Source organism: Rothia dentocariosa ATCC 17931 (assembly GCF_000164695.2).
In the GTDB taxonomy this organism is placed as follows: domain Bacteria; phylum Actinomycetota; class Actinomycetes; order Actinomycetales; family Micrococcaceae; genus Rothia; species Rothia dentocariosa.
The window spans coordinates 1,638,085-1,653,354 of record NC_014643.1 but is presented as its reverse complement, the minus strand read 5'-3'; the positions used below and the strand labels follow the sequence as shown (position 1 = coordinate 1,653,354).

The following is a 15,270-nucleotide window of genomic DNA, read 5'->3' as shown; positions in this document are numbered from 1 at the left end:
GAATACAGCGGAGTTTCAAACGCTTGATTCACATAAAGAGCCTTTTAGCCCTCAAACAGAGAGCCTTATCTGGGTTGGATCGGTTTTAGCCTTCCACGCCGCAGGCCTGCAGAATAAGCTCACGCACGCGAGCCGCATCCGCCTGGCCCCGGGTAGCTTTCATCACCTGGCCAACGATCGCACCGGCCGCCTGAACCTTACCGGCACGAATCTTATCGGCAACATCCGGCATGGCCGCCAAAGCCTCCTCAACGGCGGCAGTGAGCGCACCGTCATCAGAAACCACGGCAAGGCCGCGAGCCTCAACGATCTCGGCAGGCTTACCTTCGCCAGCGAGCACATACTCCAGTACCTTACGCGCAATCTTGTCGTTAATCTTGCCCTCGGCGATCAGGGTCTCAAGCTCCACCACGGTTACAGGTTCAATACCCAGCGCGGTCAGCTCAACCTCGGCCTGCTTGGCCTGGCGCGCAATCTCGCCCATCCACCACTTGCGGGCAGCGGATGCGCTAGCCCCAGCGGCAATAGTCTGCTCAACAACATCAAGAGCACCGGCATTGACCACGTCACGGAACTCTTCATCTGAGTATCCCCACTCCGCCTTCAACCGGCGGCGACGTTCCGCAGGAGGCTCGGGCAGGCTTGCACGCAGCTCTTCAACCCACGCCGTCTCGGGTACCACGGGCACCAGGTCGGGTTCCGGGAAGTAGCGGTAATCATCGGCATCAGATTTGGGGCGCCCTGATGAAGTCTCGCGGGTATCCTCATGCCAGTGGCGGGTTTCCTGCTGAATTTTCTCGCCACGCTCCAAAATAGCAGCGTGACGGCGAATTTCATAGCGTACCGCACGTTCCACCGAGCGCAGGGAGTTAACGTTCTTCGTCTCCGAACGAGTACCGAATTTCTCGCTCCCCTTGGGCATGAGCGAAACGTTTGCGTCACATCGCACGTTACCGCGCTCCATGCGAGCATCCGAGATACCCAAGCCTTTGACAATCTCACGAATCGCCGCAACATAGGCGCGTGCCAGTTCGGGTGCACGCTCGCCAGCGCCCACAATCGGGCGGGTCACAATCTCGATTAGCGGCACACCGGCGCGGTTGTAATCCACCAGCGAGAATGCCGCGCCCTGGATGCGCCCGTCGGCGCCGCCCACGTGGGTGAGCTTACCGGCGTCTTCCTCCATATGCGCGCGCTCAATCTCAACGGTAAAGACGGTTCCGTCTTCGAGTTCTACATCCAGCTTGCCGTTCTCAGCTATAGGACCGTGATGCTGCGAGGTCTGGAAGTTCTTCGGGGAGTCCGGGTAGAAGTAGTTTTTACGCGCAAAATACGAGATAGGTGCGATATCGCATCCCAGGGCAAGACCCAGCTTAATAGCTGATTCAACTGCAACCTTGTTCACCACGGGAAGCACACCGGGCAGCCCAAGCGAGACCGGGGTGATATTGGTGTTCGGTTCATCCCCGAAAACGTTCGGAGCGGCATCGAACATTTTGGTGTTTGTATTGAGCTCTACGTGCACCTCAAAACCAAGCACCGGATCATATTTCTCGATGGCTTCTTCGAAGCTGAGGACTTCTTCACTCATTACTTGGTACCCCCAAAGTCAAAGTCGCTAATCAGATTTTCGGTGTTGGGAATGCGGGTGTAGAACGGCGCACCCCAGGTATCGTTCAGAAGCGCTTCCAAACCGGCACCCACTCGGTACAGGCGTGCATCTTCGCGTGCGGGGGCGGTGAACTGTATGCCCACTGGCAATCCGTCTTCGTCAGCAACGCCTGCCGGAAGCGAAATCGCAGGAACCCCTGCAAGGTTTACCGGCACGGTTGCCACATCGCCCAAGTACATCGCCATGGGGTCACCTTTAGTTTTCTCACCCAGTTTGAAGGCGGTCGTTGGCGAAGTCGGAGAAACCAGCACATCGCACTTCTCAAAAGCCGCGGTGTAATCACGCTGAATAAGAGTACGCACGCGCAATGCCGCACCGTAGTGGGCATCGTAGTTACCCGCTGATAGTGCATAGGTACCCAAAATGATGCGGCGCTTAGTCTCGTCGCCAAAACCAGCTTCGCGGGTAGCTGCCATGACGCGCTCAATGGTCACCGGGCCGTCTTCGGGTATAACGCGCAGGCCGTACCGCACACCGTCGTATTTTGCCAGGTTTGAAGATACCTCGGAGGACATAATCATGTAGTAGGCGCTAATCGCTTCCTTTACCGAGGGAAGGGAAACTTCTACAACCTCAGCCCCAGCCTTCTCCAGCAGCTTTAGTGCGTCGTGGAAACGGTCAAGAACGCCCTGTTGGAAGCCACTGCCGGAACCGCCACCGAGTTCTTTAATAACGCCGATGCGCATCCCTTTGAGGGATTCAGGGTTGGCACCCTCAAGAGCCTGAGCTGCAAAAGAACCGACTGGTTCATTCAAAGAGGTAGAGTCCATGGGGTCGTGACCGGCGATAGCTTCGTGAAGCATCGCGGTATCGAGCACGGTACGAGCGCAGGGACCTACTTGGTCAAGCGAAGATGCCATAGCAATTACGCCGTAGCGGGATACCGAACCGTAGGTCGGTTTTACGCCTACAGAACCGGTGAGGGAAGCAGGCTGGCGAATAGATCCGCCTGTATCAGTTCCAAGAGCTAAGGGAGCCTGGAAAGCCGCAACAGCGCTGGCAGATCCGCCGCCAGAGCCGCCGGGGGCACGATCAAGCGCCCATGGGTTACGAACTACGCCGAATGCCGAGTGCTCATTCGAGGAACCCATAGCAAACTCGTCGAGGTTAGTCTTCCCCAAGATTGGCATGCGTGCTGCACGCACCTTGCGAGTTACGGTACCGTCATAGGGGCTCATCCATCCTTCAAGCATGCGCGATCCGGCGGTGGTGGGCTGTCCCTTTGTGACGATCAAGTCTTTAACGGCGATGGGTACACCAGCGAGCGCGGGCAGCTCTTGACCTGCCGCACGGTCAGCATCAACAGCCTGCGCGGTCTCCAGGGCTTCCTCACGGTTGATGTGCAGGAAAGCGTTCAGACCACTTTTACCGTCAGCGCGGCTCTCGCTGAGTGGGGTGCCATCGGTTGCTTCAATGCGATCTATATGCGCCCGGGTAAGCTCAACGGCAGAAATCTCACCGGCTGCAAGTTTTTGAGCGGCTTCAGCCGCAGTGAGCACAATAAGTTCGTTCACGTCTTCCCCTTAGTCTTCGTCGAGAATTGCGGGCACGCGGAATTTGCCATCCTGCGCATCGGGGGCACCTGAAAGCGCCTCTTCCTGGGTGAGGGTCTGCCCCACAACATCTTCACGCAAGACGTTCTGAAGCGAAATCGGATGGCTGGTCGGGGGTATGTCTGGGGTGACGGTTTCAGACAGATGCTCCATCGAGCTGACAATAATATCGAGCTCTGCCGCCATAGCATTGAGCTCGTCCTCGGTCATCTCGATGCGTGCCAGTTCGGCAAGGTGCTTAACCTGCTCGGTGGTGATGGCAGACATGATTCTCCGTTAGGTATACTTTCAATTCTCTATCTAGTGTACCCGCCGGCTCGCAGGTATGCTGACGTATCGGTGATCTAGCGAGAGAGTTTTTAGATTTGCAGGGGCTCCAAACCTATAGCCTGCACAGAATAGATTTTCGCTCTGGCATTCATAAGTCTGAAGTGTAAAGGGCAGTATCGTGCCTAGACGTATATGAGCCCCACCTTCCCGAAGGAAGGTGGGGCTCATATGTCTACGTTAAGGTGAACTCCCTAAATTATGCGGGGATGTTCAGAACCTGACCGGGGAAGATCAGGTCAACGTTGTAGACAACGTCGGTGTTAGCAGCTGCGATTGCCTGGTAACCACCAGCAACGCCGAGCTGAGCAGCGATACCGGAGAGGGTATCACCGGACTGCACGGTGTAGGTGCCAGCAGCGGTTGCTGCGGGTGCCTGAGCTGCAGGTGCTGCTTCCTGAACAGGTGCTGCGGGAGCTTCCTGAGCAGGAGCCTGAGTCGTAGGTGCGGGAGCAGCAGGTGCTGCTTCCTGAACGGGCTCGGAGTAGGACTGCTGAGCCTGTGCCTGAGGTGCTACCTCCTGCTGAGCTGCACCGGGATCGGTGTAGGAGGGGGTTGCGTTACCGGACAGACCGAGCTTCGAGGAGCATGCGGGCCATGCGCCCCAGCCCTGCTGTGCAAGCAGACGCTCTGCTGCCTCAATCTGCTGTTCACGGGAAGCGTTCATGGGGGAACCGGACATGCCGACACCGTTCCAGGACTGCTGGGTGAACTGCAGACCACCGTAGAAACCGTTGCCAGTGTTGGTTGCCCAGTTACCACCGGACTCACACTGTGCCAAAGCATCCCAGGTGGATGCCGGTGCTGCGTTTGCAGCAGGCGCGGCAGCGGCTGCAGCTGCACCACCAATAGCGAGAGCAGCAACAGTACGGCGGATTGCGGAAGTGTTCTTCATAATGCTCCAAATAAGGCCATCCACGCTCACTCCGTCCCCGGAGCTTCATAGCGTTACCGCTCACCCGTTTTAACAAATTGATTACTTGTCGAGGCTCTACCATGTGAGCGGCTATCCACGTGATTCGCGCTTCCACCATAGTCGCGTATTGCGGGGTAGACGGCAGAGGCGCATCCTCACGTGGGGACGTGCGGTAGAACCGGGCATCGTTTTGGGGTTTCCGGTCCCAAAACTAAATTTCTGATTGACTCCCAATAAAGGAATCGTTCTGCAGATAAAGATAGCTGAGAAAACTCAAGATTCCAACCTCTTCTATGCTCCCAGCAAGCGTTCTGAGTTCTCACAGGGAACTCCCAGGTAAATTAACTCAGGGTAGGCTAAGTTCAAACTTTTAAAACCTCGATTCCTACTCATCCATTGCCATACCAAGGAAGCATACAAGAACGACTCTTCTATATTCTGTTTCTGGGGGTGGGCTTTATCATTTCGTAATAGTGACCCTGCACCCATTTAAAAATTTTTAAAAATTTTTCGCTTGCGGCGTGTTTTAAGGGTTCATGACGACATGAGCCCAACCCGCTTAACAGCTCTGCGGCGCGCTGGCGCGCCTTAGCATATATGCACGGTCTTTGGGAGATTATGTGCTTATGTCACCCCATATAGAGCTATTTTCGGGCGTTAACAACTCTATTACCGGGTTTCAGGACCTTCATCGCAGTACATCATGCAGCTGCGCTACCCCACACCAAATACCAGCTACAGCGTAACCTTTCGCCGTTATTTGGTAGATAACTCGGAGTAAGAGTCCTACTCCCCCGGTGCTAGCGCATCGGGCCCGTGGGCCAAAAGTTTCGTAAACCCGTCTTCATCAAGAACCGGAATTCCCAGGGCCTCGGCCTTATCGAGTTTTGACCCCGCAGAGGCTCCGGCAACCACAAAATGGGTCTTCTTAGACACAGACCCGGAGGCACGCCCGCCCCGCACGATAATCGCTTCCTTCGCGCTGTCACGGCTATAGTTCACAAGGGTTCCGGTCACAACCACGGTTACGCCTTCGAGCGTGCGTTCTATTGACGCGTCACGCTCATCTTCCATACGCACACCGGCATCCGCCCAACGGGCAAGAACTTCGCGATGCCAATCCGTTGCAAACCATTCGATAATCGAATCGGCGATAACGCCGCCCACACCATCAACAGCCGCTAACCTGTCCCGGTCAGCCTGGGCGATCGCATCCATAGAGCCAAATTCGGTGGCAAGGGCTCGCGCCGCGGTTGGCCCCACATGGCGAATCGATAAGGCCACAAGCACGCGCCAGAGAGGCTGCGATTTTGCTTTCTCAAGCTCTACGAAGAGATTTTGTGTGTTCTTCGTAGGAACAGGGTCTGGCTTTGCTTTCGTGGGCTTCGTATAGAAGTATGGAACAAGCTCAAACTTGCCGGTACCCACCCCCTTGACCTTCTTCTCGCGGCGAATTTTCACATCGCGTAGATCTTCGGCGGTGAGATCGAAGAGGAACGCCTCACTCGTGAGCGGAGGCTGCTCAGGCTCGGCGGGAGCTGTCAACGCCTTAGCCGCCTCAAAGCCGAGTGCTTCAATATCGAAAGCACCCCGCGACGCGGCGTAGTAGATGCGCTCGGTCAGCTGCGCCGGGCAGGAACGGTAATTGGGGCAGCGCATATCGACGTCGCCCTCTTTACCGGGAGCCAACGTCGTACCGCAGGAAGGACACTCGGTGGGCATAACGAACTCGCGTTCATGACCGTTACGAAGAGCAACAACAGGCCCCACGATCTCGGGAATCACGTCGCCAGCCTTACGAAGAACCACGGTGTCTCCGATAAGCACACCCTTAGCCTTCACCACATCCTGATTATGTAAGGTTGCGCGTTCAACGGTAGAGCCCGAGACAAGCACGGGTTCCATCACACCATAGGGGGTCACGCGACCGGTACGCCCAACATCCACGCGAATATCGAGAAGCTTGGTGTTAACCTCTTCGGGCGGGTATTTGTACGCTACAGCCCAGCGCGGCACTCGCGAGGTGTACCCCAGTTGAGTCTGCGCTACAAAGTCATTGACCTTGATGACAATGCCGTCGATCTCGTGCACCAGAGAATGGCGCTTTTCACCGTACTCGGCAATATACCGAAGAATATCATCGACTGAAGTAAAAAGTTTGCTGTATGGACTGGTGGGAAGCCCCCAAGCGGCCAATTGCTCGTAGGTTTGGTACTGGGAATTCACATCTAACCCGGTCCGCGAGCCCACGCCATGAACATACATACTCAGAGGGCGTTCAGCGGTCACGGCAGAGTCTTTCTGACGCAGGGATCCTGCCGCGGCGTTTCGGGGGTTGGCGAACGGGTTCTTCCCCTCAGACACCATTTTTTCGTTGAGTTTCTTGAAGTCTGCCGATGAAATGAAAACCTCGCCGCGTACTTCAAGCTCCGCCGGGTGGTTCTCCCCCGCTAATTTCTGTGGGATTGAGGCTATAGTGCGCACATTATGGGTTACATCCTCACCCGTAGTACCGTCACCACGAGTAGCCGCACGCACCAACACACCGTTACGATACAGCAGATTGACCGCAAGACCATCAATCTTCAGCTCCGTAAGCCACTGCGGTGCGGTGCCGGTGAGAAGACGGGTATTTTCCTCGGCCTTTGTTAGCCATGCCCGAAGCTCCTCAAGAGAAAAAACATCCTCAAGGGAGTACATGCGTACCAGATGGGTTACCGGCGAAAAAGCCTCGCTGACTTCTCCACCTACCTCTTGGGTAGGCGAATCGTTAGCAATCAACGCGGGATATTGTGCCTCAATCTGCTCAAGCCTGCGGTAGAGCCTATCGTATTCGGCATCTGAGAGAGTCGGGGCATCTTCCTGATAGTAGTCATGCCGGGCGGTGCGAATAGTATCGGTCAGCTCGGCATATTCGGCGCGAATAGTATCAGTCAGCTCAGCGCTCGAATCTAGCGCCTTGAGGGCACGGTCAAGGGATGCGGGAGTTTCAGCAAGATTTTCAGTCACCCCACTAGTCTAACCGTTCGCTCTCCCCGATGCGCCGGTTAATGTCACGGGGAAAGACTAGTCTTGCGCTTCTATGGCGTCAGCAACAATCACGGTAATATTATCGCGACCACCCGAGCGCAACGCCTCATGCTGTAGCACATCGGCGGCATCTTGCGGGTGACGTATAGAGGTAAGAACACGCGCCATATATTCATGGGAAAGCTCGCCAGAAAGACCGTCCGAGCAGAGCATCAGACGGTCGCCCACTCGTGCGGGAAGCACCCAAAAATCGGGTTCCCAAAAATTACCTGTACCTAGTGCACGGGTAATCACATTTCTGCGCGGGTGCGTTAGGGCTTCAAGCTGAGTAATCTGCCCTTCATCCACCAAATATTGAACCTCAGAGTGATCAGTAGTGACCTGCTCAAGAGATACATTGCCCTCGTTGCCCGGCAGGCGTTCCATTTCAGCATGGTGAATACCATCGTCTTCACGCATCAACCGGTATGTACGAGAATCGCCAATATTAAAGACAACCCACAGGTACTGCTGACCTATATTGGTAAGCCACGCGCCGGTTACGGTGGTACCGCCTGAACGCGAGAGCGCATCTTTAATACTGTCGTTCGTTTCACCCAAAATCTCACGTGTGCGATCAAGGGCACGCACAATTTCATGGTTCAGTTCATTTGTTAAACGACGATGACGTTGCTTTGAATTTTTATCTTGGTAGTCCTGTTTAATCTTTTCGACACGCTGGCGGTAGTTTTCTTGTTCTTCTTCGCTCATACCGCCGGGTCGAGTAAAAAAATGCGAATACGCCAGCTGACGTACACACAACCGCGATGCGACCTCTCCCGCTTCGTGACCGCCCATACCGTCGGCCACCACGCATAGAGACCCCGCTACAGCCATCGAGTCCTCGTTGTTGTCACGATGAGCCCCACGATGAGTCGCACCACCGGTGCGCAGGGTCAGGTTCAAGGGAGTTGCCATGATGTATCGTTCTCCGTTATGTAACTAGCGCCGGGCGTAACCGCCACAGGGTCTACATTACCAAAGCTACGCACGTTGCGTGTGCCTTGGTACGTCAGAGTAAAGCGGTCGCCATACTCTTTGAGCGTTTCGGCGGTCTCGCTGTCGGTCAGCACAGAACCAGGTTCCGCGAGAGATACCAGCCGTGAAGCAAGGTTTACGCTCGAACCATAAACATCTCCACGATTCGCCAGGACCTCGCCCCAAATAAATGCTACACGCACTTCTGGCAGTTCAGGGTCTTTTCCGATTTGCTCCGCCAGTTTCAGACTGATCTCGGCGATAGCCTCGGGAGCCTCCGTGAGGAAGAAAACTTCATCGCCTAGAGTCTTAATGATGCGCCCGCCGCTCGGAGCAATAATGTCGAGGCAGCTTTGCTCAAAACGGTTGATAAGACGCGCTAATTCGGGGGCACTCAGGTTACGAACCAGGGAGGTATACGACACCAAATCAACGAAACCTACACCCCGCACGAGGGGAAGCTGAGCTGGCTCCGGCCCCAGCTTTTTATTCTCGCGCAGAGCGAGACGAAGAACACCCGTATACATTTGACGACGATAAGCATAGAGAGCGAGTTCTTCGAGAACCGGCATGAGATCTGCAAGACGGAAAAGAAGCTGACGGCGTGCCTGCGCATCGTCTACACCATCACGATCCATAATGTCGTGCACCAGCGTTTCAATCTGCCACGCCACAATGCGATCGGTCAGCTGCCCTACGGACCGTGTCAAAGAGACAATGCTCTCTTCCGCAACAAGATTCGTTCGGTTGAGATTCTCCAGGTCTTCGAGCATACTGACGTCGAGTTCCGTGAAATGAGGATCGGCAGCGTGAATATCAGGAAAACCCATATTGCGCCAGATCCGGCGAGCATCTTCAAGGCTCATCTGCGCGGCAGCAGCGGCTTCTCGGGGTTTATATCGGCGGCCCTCTCCCAGCAGGGCGCGTTCAAGCACGCGCACGCCTTCTTTTGAGGTTTCGTCACGGTAAATATTGTTTTGCGCCAGGTTCTGCAGAATACGCAGATTCAACATCTGGGTTTCGGGGCCCAACGTTCGGGGATTCTTATACGGGGTAGCCTCAACGCTATCGCCAGATAGGCTCTCATGAGTCATAGGCGTTGAGTTCTCCTTCCTTGTCCCCTGGATATATGCAGCACACTGTATTCGGGTGCAATATTTCACATTAAGAATACCCGTGTGCTCTTCCGGGCAGACATAAAAAGTATGCTTGCCCACATTATTCTACCCTTACCAGGCAAAAATCTCGCCCGCTAGACCCTAAACATAACTAACACGTAACGGATAGTAGTCCTGCCAGGCATGCTCGACAATATTCCGGAACCGTTCGGGGTTTGGAAGGTGCATAAGCTGGTGCCGAAACCCTCCTGCATAATCAACATGGAAAGATCCGTACCCCATCCAAGCACCCAGGCTACTCTGCGAAACCCAACGATTTCCCATGCCGTCAAGCAGCAAGGATATGTCAGCATTACGGCGCATCAGACCCTTAATAATCATGATGCGATGCGTGGTGATAGCGTATCGTGTGACAGACCAGCGCCATATCTTACGAAGAGCCACCAGAGCGGTAACCGCAGCTACCACACTGCCCGCCCAGAAGAGCAGCCCCGATGATCGTGCGGTCGAGGCAAAACTTGCTGAGGTAAAGGCCACCAGCAGGTAGACGAAGGCTCCCACAAGAGCGCCGGGATGAGCCCTCGTCAAGATAATGGTCTGTTCGCCGGGGTAGAGTTTGCCACGCAGTTTCATGCTTATGCCTTTGCAGAAGTATTAGGGGTTATCTCAGACGGTGTTAGCGTTGGAGAATCTTCCTGTCTAAGGGCAGGATAAAAATTACCGTAGCTTCCATCCGCCGGACGCAAATGTTCAATGTCTCCTACGGAATAGGCCTGCACGGCACCGGTTGTATCACGAATTAGGATGCGCCCTTGAGCATCAAGATCGGTTGCGACTCCGGTGACGATGCGTCCATCAGGAAGGTGCACCGATACCTCGGCTCCCAGCGTCACCGTGGCGGCACGTGCCTGATCAAGCAGAGACCGTCCGCACAGCAAAGTTTTTTGGGGGTCTCCCCCAACGCTTACAAACTCACGATAGCGACGGGCAAAAATGGTCAGCATACGGTTCAAAACCACATGATTATCAACGGGTTCACCGCGTTGGATAAGAGCGCTCGTGGCGGTCGGTACAGGCACCTGGTCTTCACGCATATTCAGGTTCTGCCCAATCCCCACGACAATGCTCAGGCGCTCTTTCCTCCCCGGCGCTTGAGCCGGTTCGCTCAGAAGCAGGGCGAGAATACCGCATGCCTTACGACCTTGAATGACCAGATCATTGGGCCATTTCAAGGCGGCATCAAGCCCCAACTCACGCCAGACATCAAGCACGCTCAGCCCGGCAAGCATAGTCAGCCAATGGTAGCTTGTGGGTGGCAGTTGTTGCCCAATACCCGCATGGGGGCGCACCACAATGCTGGTGGCTAAGCAAGTACCCGCAGGAGCTGTCCACGCGCGGTCCATACGTCCTTTTCCGGCAGTCATATAAAGGGTGGTAAAAACCGACAATTCCCCCAATTCGGTACGTTCGCACGGTTCCCCGCGTGTAAGGCGCCGAACAATTTCGGTGTTTGTCGTATCGACAACATCGTAAACGCGCACGAAGCTGTACCCTGCCTCACGTGCTTCGGGGAGAATACGGGACGGATCAAGGATTGCAGGCCTCTGGTCTGGTAGCGACATATGTACCATCATAGTGGCTCGGAGCCTTGTACACTCTGTACTTCGTGATGCTGAGCTCTCGTACGGGTGTGAGATAGTAGAGTAACTGGGGTCTACGCCCTGCGCGTACCCTTGGAGACAGATAACCACCGGTAAATACCACAGGAAAGGAACCCGCCATGGCATACTATGTCATTTCTTACGTCTACGGAGACCCAGCCCTTCAGGATGCACATCGTCCGGCGCACCGTGAATACCTCTCTACACGCGTTCAGGAAGGTACGATCGTAGTTTCCGGTCCGCTTCTGAAAGACTCGGTGTCCGTAGGTGCTCTCCTAATCGCTCAAGTTGATTCTTTTGATGCCGCCGAGACCATCGTCAAGAACGACCCCATGAAAATTGGCGGTGCCGTCGAGTCCTACACTATCGGCGAATGGAACCCGGTTCTGGGCAGCATCCGCTAGTTTTACCCCTCAGTACCGTTTTCGACCCGCCGCTTTGTGCCCTCACCAGGCAACGAACCGGCGGGTTTATCACGATGGGGCATAGGAATCTGACCGGCAACACGTATAACGAAAATACGCGGGTACCTGGCACCATGACCGCCCCGCACACTATAGTTGATAGGGTAGCTTTTCTAGCCTGAGAAAACCTACTATCTGTATCGACACCGCACGTCATAAACACCCTCTACCCATGATGCGTGCCGCACGAATCGAGGAATACATGTCTGAGAACGCTCAGGAATACGACTTGAGTACGACCGCCGGTAAACTCGCCGATTTTTATGCTCGTCGCGAGCAGACCCTTGCCCCCGGCGGGCAGGCAGCTGTAGATAAACAGCATGCACGCGGTAAGAATACGGCGCGCGAGCGCATCGACATGATTCTCGATGAGGGTTCTTTTGTAGAGTTTGACGCCTTAGCTCGCCACCGTACCACGGCTTTCGGTATGGACAAGAAAAAACCGCTCGGTGACGGCTTAGTTTCGGGCTACGGCACCATTGATGGGCGTCTTGTCGCTATCTATTCTCAAGATTTTACGGTGTACGGGGGTTCGCTCTCGCAGGTGAACGGCGAGAAGATCGTGAAGGTGCAGAAGTTTGCCCTCAAGAATGGCTGCCCGGTGATCGGCATTAACGATGGCGGCGGGGCTCGCATCCAGGAGGGGGTGGCCTCTCTGGCGCTGTTTGCCGATATTTTCCGGATGAATGTGCGTTCTTCGGGTGTTATTCCACAGATTTCAATTATTATGGGTCCCTGCGCAGGTGGTGCCGCATACTCCCCCGCGCTCACTGATTTTATTGTGATGGTCGATAAAACCTCGCATATGTTTATCACGGGTCCGGACGTTATTAAGGCGGTCACCGGTGAGCAGGTTGACATGGAAACCTTGGGCGGCGCCCGTCAGCATAATGCAATAACCGGCACGAGTGCTTACCTTGCCGAAGATGAAGAAGACGCTTTCGATTTCGTGCGGGAGCTTTTGGAATTCTTGCCCTCCAATAACCTGTCAGAGTCGCTGCCGTTGGATCATGACCAGGAGTTTGAGGTCGTGGTGGATGATCTGGATCTTGATACTCTCATCCCCGATTCTGCGAATCAGCCTTATGATATGCGCGATGTGATCGAGTCCGTGGTTGATGATGGGCATTTCTTCGAGCTTCAGGCGTTATTCGCCCCGAATGTCATGATTGGTTATGCCCGTGTGGAGGGTCGCACAGTGGGTATTGTGGCAAATCAACCTACACAGTTTGCGGGATGTCTCGATATTGCCGCCGCTGAGAAGGCTGCGCGTTTTGTGCGTAATTGCGATGCTTTCAATATTCCGATTTTGACGTTTGTGGACGTTCCCGGATTCTTGCCAGGTACGGATCAGGAGTTCAACGGTATTATTCGCCGCGGTGCTAAGCTGCTCTACGCCTATGCGGAGGCGACTGTACCGCTCATTACAATCATTACTCGCAAGGCTTTTGGTGGCGCATATATTGCGATGGGGTCAAAAACGCTGGGAGCCGATATTAACATGGCGTGGCCTACCGCCCAGGTAGGTGTGCTTAATGGTCAGGGGGCGGTCAATATTCTTTATCGTCGTGATCTTGCCGCAGCTGCGGAGGCTGGCGAAGATGTTGAGGGACGCCGTTCTGAGCTGATTGAGCAGTATGAGGAAGAGATTCTGAACCCGTACCAGGCCGCCGAGTTGGGGTATGTGGATGAGGTTATCGCCCCCCATGAGACCCGTGTGCGTATTATCTCTTCTCTTCGCGCTCTGCATGATAAACGTGCCGCTATGCCTGCGAAAAAGCACGGAAATATTCCGCTGTAGTTCTTGACCGCTCTTAGTTCACGTTGTGATGCAGTACTGACCGGGGTTCGCACCAAGATACTGCATTATCGGTTATTTATTGTCAGGAGGCGCCTGTGGCAGGCTACAATCCGCTGAATTATTTCTCTTTCGGGAAGAAGAAGGATGCTCATACGACTCCCAAAGAGTCCGCTGATCAGGTTTTACCACAGGACGGTACCTCGGAGGCTGCCCCGCACGCTGATACCGTGGATCCTGCGGACATTCAGGAGGATTCACAATCTTCCGAGCAGCCTCTGCTGCGTGTTATCAAGGGTAATCCGACGGTTGAGGAGATTGCCGCACTCACCGTATTGGTAGCTTCATATCAGAGTTCGCAGGCTCAGCAGGAGCACAATTCGATTCTGACGGCGGCTTCTCGTTTGCTTAACCGGCGTCAGCGGCTGGGGGCTTCGCTGCGTCCCGGCCCGGGATCGTGGCGTAGGGCTCGCCCGATGTAACCTTGCTGTCGCTGCGGCAAAATATCGAGTCTCGTGCGCTATAACGTACGAGGCTCGACGTATATGAAGAGAAATATGTATGGCTTCTCTGGAAGATATTTAGATGCCCTATATACTAGGTATATATAGCGAACCACACTAAAATGCCCGAAAGGTGGTTCAGATATGTCTAAAGAATACAAAAATTATGCTGTGCCGCTTGAGGCCGTTGAGATTCTTTTTCTGCCGGCTCTGCGGCGGCTTAGTCGTGCAATCCCCCGCACCGTGGCGGATATATCGCAGTCCCTCTCTGAACAAACACACGCTTTAGGCACCAAAGAAGAACTTCAGGATCTCAAATCCGGTGCTTTTATACACCAGGTCAAGGCGACTCTCCAGGCGATGGCTCGCCTGGGCTATGTGCTGGTCGTTCCCAAAACCACAACCTCGAAAACTCGCTATCTGCTCAGCGATTCCGGTGCCGACATTCTAACGGCGCAGATTCGGCGCCGCGGCAGCGTCATTCCCCAAAGCGCTCGATATGAGCTCCAAAAACTGTTTACTCCGCTTTACGCAAGCGCTCCTAAGGACCCAGACACGCTGGATTCCCACGATACCCCATCCCAAGATAAACACGAACATAGTTCGTATACCCCGATGACCACCCCATTGAGTCCCGGTGCGTCTTTGCGGGATGCGCATCCCGATCTTATTTTGGCTCAGGCGGCATATGCGGCAGATTTTGCCGGTGATCTTATCGAACGTATTTATGCTGTTTCACCAACATATTTTGAATATATTGTGGCAGATGTCTTTAATTCTTTAGGGACTTTTCATGCAGCAGTTATAGGCGGCCCTAACGATCACGGGATTGATGTTCTTGTACATTATCCTAAAGAACTTTGTTTTCCGCCTATCTATGTTCAAGCAAAACATTATTGCGGATCATCAAAAGTAACCCTCAGCGATATTCAAAAATTTGCTGGAGCAGTTCTTTTACACAATGGGTTACAGGGTGTTTTTGTTACCTGTGGAGAATTTGCTGCGCAGGTTCCGCAACAAATGGAAGCTCTTCCCGGGGGCAACCGCATTGCTCTGGTTGACCGTGACCGTTTAGTTTCACTGATGATTCGACACCGTGTGGGGGTCATTCATGCTCCGGGAGAATGCACCTACAGAATTGATGAAGAGTACTTCTCCCGCGGAATTCCGCAGGATTCTCATGAGTGACACCTTCGAAGGGCAGCAGAATC

The 15,270-nt window shown here is 54.4% G+C and carries 13 protein-coding genes; 4 read left to right on the top strand and 9 right to left on the bottom strand.

The window, feature by feature from the left end:
• Positions 1–85: 85 nt before the first annotated feature.
• From gatB to HMPREF0733_RS07085, 9 genes are all read right to left on the bottom strand, one after another.
• Positions 86–1,591, bottom strand: coding sequence for an Asp-tRNA(Asn)/Glu-tRNA(Gln) amidotransferase subunit GatB (gene gatB, locus HMPREF0733_RS07125; RefSeq protein ID WP_013398696.1), 1,506 nt, complete (start codon positions 1,589–1,591; stop codon positions 86–88).
• Positions 1,591–3,186 carry an Asp-tRNA(Asn)/Glu-tRNA(Gln) amidotransferase subunit GatA gene (gatA, locus tag HMPREF0733_RS07120; RefSeq protein ID WP_013398695.1) on the bottom strand — a complete coding sequence of 532 codons (1,596 nt, stop codon included), beginning with the start codon at positions 3,184–3,186 and terminating at the stop codon, positions 1,591–1,593. The genes gatB and gatA overlap by 1 nt, the downstream gene beginning before the upstream one ends.
• A gap of 9 nt (positions 3,187–3,195) precedes the next feature.
• Positions 3,196–3,492 carry an Asp-tRNA(Asn)/Glu-tRNA(Gln) amidotransferase subunit GatC gene (gene gatC, locus HMPREF0733_RS07115; protein ID WP_004006192.1) on the bottom strand — a complete coding sequence of 99 codons (297 nt, stop codon included), beginning with the start codon at positions 3,490–3,492 and terminating at the stop codon, positions 3,196–3,198.
• A 259-nt stretch (positions 3,493–3,751) separates the two neighbouring features.
• The gene (locus HMPREF0733_RS07110) at positions 3,752–4,447 is read right to left on the bottom strand and encodes a transglycosylase family protein (protein WP_172461385.1); all 696 of its coding nucleotides are present in this window, start codon (positions 4,445–4,447) and stop codon (positions 3,752–3,754) included.
• Positions 4,448–5,254: 807 nt separating this feature from the next.
• Positions 5,255–7,405 carry an NAD-dependent DNA ligase LigA gene (gene ligA / locus HMPREF0733_RS07105; RefSeq protein WP_244864886.1) on the bottom strand — a complete coding sequence of 717 codons (2,151 nt, stop codon included), beginning with the start codon at positions 7,403–7,405 and terminating at the stop codon, positions 5,255–5,257.
• Between the two features lie 129 nt (positions 7,406–7,534).
• A complete protein-coding gene (locus tag HMPREF0733_RS07100) occupies positions 7,535–8,455 on the bottom strand; it encodes a PP2C family protein-serine/threonine phosphatase (protein WP_013398693.1) in 921 nt (306 codons plus the stop codon).
• Positions 8,440–9,609, bottom strand: a complete 1,170-nt coding sequence (locus HMPREF0733_RS07095) for an adenylate/guanylate cyclase domain-containing protein (RefSeq protein WP_013398692.1) — start codon at positions 9,607–9,609, stop codon at positions 8,440–8,442. The genes HMPREF0733_RS07100 and HMPREF0733_RS07095 overlap by 16 nt, the downstream gene beginning before the upstream one ends.
• A gap of 165 nt (positions 9,610–9,774) precedes the next feature.
• Positions 9,775–10,266: a PH domain-containing protein gene (locus HMPREF0733_RS07090; RefSeq protein WP_013398691.1), complete on the bottom strand. Its 492-nt coding sequence runs from the start codon at positions 10,264–10,266 to the stop codon at positions 9,775–9,777.
• Positions 10,267–10,268: 2 nt separating this feature from the next.
• Positions 10,269–11,255: a biotin--[acetyl-CoA-carboxylase] ligase gene (locus HMPREF0733_RS07085; RefSeq protein ID WP_041321713.1), complete on the bottom strand. Its 987-nt coding sequence runs from the start codon at positions 11,253–11,255 to the stop codon at positions 10,269–10,271.
• 158 nt (positions 11,256–11,413) lie between these two features.
• Between HMPREF0733_RS07085 and HMPREF0733_RS07080 the strand changes: the two genes are divergently transcribed.
• The 4 genes from HMPREF0733_RS07080 (at position 11,414) to HMPREF0733_RS07065 (ending at position 15,247) form a co-directional block, all read left to right on the top strand.
• Positions 11,414–11,698, top strand: a complete 285-nt coding sequence (locus HMPREF0733_RS07080) for a YciI family protein (RefSeq protein WP_004006185.1) — start codon at positions 11,414–11,416, stop codon at positions 11,696–11,698.
• A gap of 262 nt (positions 11,699–11,960) precedes the next feature.
• Positions 11,961–13,559 carry an acyl-CoA carboxylase subunit beta gene (locus HMPREF0733_RS07075; protein WP_041321712.1) on the top strand — a complete coding sequence of 533 codons (1,599 nt, stop codon included), beginning with the start codon at positions 11,961–11,963 and terminating at the stop codon, positions 13,557–13,559.
• A 95-nt stretch (positions 13,560–13,654) separates the two neighbouring features.
• Positions 13,655–14,038, top strand: coding sequence for an acyl-CoA carboxylase subunit epsilon (locus tag HMPREF0733_RS07070; protein WP_013398687.1), 384 nt, complete (start codon positions 13,655–13,657; stop codon positions 14,036–14,038).
• Positions 14,039–14,203: 165 nt separating this feature from the next.
• Complete coding sequence (locus tag HMPREF0733_RS07065; protein WP_013398686.1) at positions 14,204–15,247, top strand: restriction endonuclease; 1,044 nt, start codon at positions 14,204–14,206, stop codon at positions 15,245–15,247.
• The last annotated feature ends 23 nt before the right edge of the window (positions 15,248–15,270 follow it).